The sequence below is a fragment of the Kosakonia quasisacchari genome (genome assembly GCF_004331415.1).
Classification (GTDB): Bacteria; Pseudomonadota; Gammaproteobacteria; order Enterobacterales; family Enterobacteriaceae; genus Kosakonia; species Kosakonia quasisacchari.
Map to the genome: position 1 here is coordinate 1 of NZ_SJOP01000051.1, position 3,082 is coordinate 3,082.

At 63.8% G+C, this 3,082-nt stretch carries 1 protein-coding gene; it reads left to right on the plus strand.

Features of this window, described 5'->3' with window-relative positions; all coding sequences use genetic code 11:
- Positions 1-3,082 (plus strand): beta strand repeat-containing protein (locus E0L21_RS24540; RefSeq protein WP_407928696.1); only part of this gene is annotated, 3,082 nt, incomplete at both ends.

Consider the following 3,082-nt stretch of genomic DNA (forward strand, 5'->3'; position numbering starts at 1 on the left):
AACAACAGCGGCACGCTGATGGCGGCGGGTGATACCCACATTACCGCCGGACAACTGGATAACCAGGGCACCATCGCTGCGAAAAATCAGCTCACCGCCTCGGCGTCCATGCTGAACAACAGCGGCACACTGCAGGGGCAGACGCTTGCTGCCTCCGGCGATGGGGTACAGAACAACGGCACCCTGGCCGCTGACGATTCCCTGAACGTGAAGGCCGGTGCGCTGACCACCGGCACCGGCTCCACTGTTACCGCGAAAGGCGATGTGACGCTGACCGCGCAGACCACCGTTGATATCGGCGGGCAGGTGAATGCCGGTAAGGCCCTGAGCGTGAAAGCGGCTGACCTGCAGACCCGCCAGCAGGCACAGCTGCAGAGCGGCAGTGACATGGCCCTTGCGACCGCTGACAGCGCCACGCTGAACGGCACTCACGCAGCGAAAGGCACGCTCAGCGTGACGGCGAAATCCGTCAGTCACGGCGGGAAGTCGAATGCATCCGCCATCATCCTGACCGCCCCTGATGCGCTGAACAACAGTGGCACGCTGGTCGCGGATACGCTCAGCCTCGGCAGCACACATATCACCAACAGCGGGCTGCTGCAGGGCACACAGGCTCTGAACCTGCAGACGGACTGGCTGGATAACCTCACCGGCGGCACGCTCTATTCTGCAAAAGACCTGACGCTTGCCATCCCGCAACTGAACAACAGCGGGTTAATCACCACCGACGGTAACCTGTATCTGCACGGCAACAGTCTGACCAGCAGCGGCGAAATAAACGGTGTGAACCTGTTCAGCGACTACGCCCGCCTGGAGAACAGCGGACGGCTGCTGGCGGATAACACGCTCAGCCTGACGGCGGATGACATCAGTAACCGTGGCGTGCTGGCGGCAAAAACCACCGGCATCACCGCGAACACACTCAGTAATACGGGCAGCGTGCAGGGCGACGACGCGCTGACGCTTAACGCACAGAACACCACCAACGGCGGGTCGCTGGCGAGCGGCGGTACGCTGAACCTCAGCGGGCAGACCCTCGATAACCAGGGCAACCTGAGTGCCACCGCGTTGCTGCTGACGCTGGCGCAACAGGTGAATAACGCGGCGGACGGGCACATTGTCGCGGACGACAGCGCCACGCTGAACACGTCGCAACTGAGCAACAGCGGCCTGATTGCCGCGAAAAACCTGGCGCTGAACAGCGCTGACATCACCAGCAGCGGCACGCTGCAGGGCACGGCGCTGCTGACCGCTTCTGGTACCACGCTGACTAACCAGCAGGGCGGCCTGCTGCTCAGTAACGGCGCGGTGTCGCTGAAAAATGACCGGCTGGAGAATGCCGGGCAGATACAGGGCGACACGCTGAACCTCGCAACCGGTCAGTGGATGAACACCGGTACGGCTCTCGGGCAGAACGGGCTGACCGCCACGGTCAGCGGCACGCTGGATAACCAGGGCAGGGTGGTCAGCCGGCAGGCGATGACGCTGACGGCAGATAACAACACGAACAGCGGCGTGCTGATGGCGAAAGTGCTCGCCCTGCACGGCGATTTGCACAGCAGCGGTCTGATTCAGGGGACGGACGGGCTGACGTGGGATGGCAACACGCTGACCACTACCGCGGACGGGCAGCTTGTCAGCGGCGGTAGTCTGGCACTGCAGGGTAAAGCCCTGGACAACGCGGGCCGGATGCAGGGAAAAACCCTGACCGCCACGGCGGACAGCCTGCACAACAGCGGCACGGTGCAGGCGCAGGACGCGCTGAACGTACAGGCGACCGGCACACTCGCTAACCAGGGGCAGATGCTGAGCCAGGGTCAGGCGGATATCCGCGCGGCACAGCTGAACAACGACGGCACGCTGGCGGCAAACGACCTCGCCGTGACCGCACCGGACATCATCAGCAACGGCATTCTGCAGGGCAATCGCAGCCTGAGCTTCGCCACGCAGAGCCTGTTTAATGGCCGTAATGGTCAGCTGGCAAGCGGCGGTGCACTTGATGTAAACCTTGATACGCTGGAAAACCAGGGGCTGCTGTATGTGCAGGATGCGCTGACGCTTCATGCCGGTAAGCTGGTGAACAGCGGCAGTCTGGAAGCGGACGCACTGGATATCACTTCTGACAGCACACTGAGCAACAGCGGCACGCTGCTGGCACACCATGCGGCTTTGCTTCGCGCGGATGCGCTCGGCAACAGCGGACAGATTGCCGGGAACACCGTTTCCCTGACCGGCGACACGCTGACCAACAGCGGCCTGATTCAGGGCGCACAGCAGGCACAGGCGCATGCAGGCAGTATCATCAACACCACCTCCGGTAACTGGCTTTCCGGTGGTGCGCTGACGTTTGACGGCGGCAGCCTGAGTAACGCCGGCACGCTGCAGGGCGAGACGGTTTCCCTCACCGGCACCACGCTCGACAACAGCAACCTCATCAACGGGCTGCACGGCCTGAGCGGCGTCTACAGCGGTGGACTCACCAGCGACGGGCAGATGGTCAGCGGCGGTGTAACAGACCTGCGGGCAGACGCCATCACCAGTGCCGGGCGCCTCACCGGCGACACGCTGGCGCTGCATGCCGGTACGCTCGTCAATAATGGATTGTGGCAGGGGACGAACGGCCTGCGTACGGAGGCCGCCACACTGGTCACCGGGGCGAACTCGCGCACGCTGAGCGGCGGCGATTTCACGCTGAACGCCGGGCAACTGAACACCGGAGGCACCCTGCAGGGCGGGCGGGTCAGTGTGACGGCGGATGACTGGACGTCCGGCGGTTCGCTGCTGAGCCAGGGCGAACTAACCGCGGATGTGACAGGCACGCTGGCACTGCCGGGCGCGCTTACCAGCCAGGGGGCGATGACGCTCCGTGCGCAGACGCTCAATAACGACGGACAACTGCTCAGCGCCGGGGACATCACCCTGCGCGGGCAACAGCTCACCAACAACGGCAGCGTGCAGGGCAAAACGCTGTCGGCACATGAAAGCCGTATCACTAACAACGGCACGCTGACCGGGCTCAACAGTCTGACGCTGGATAACAGCCCGGCAGCGGCGACGCTGATGGCGCGGATGGCGATGGCCA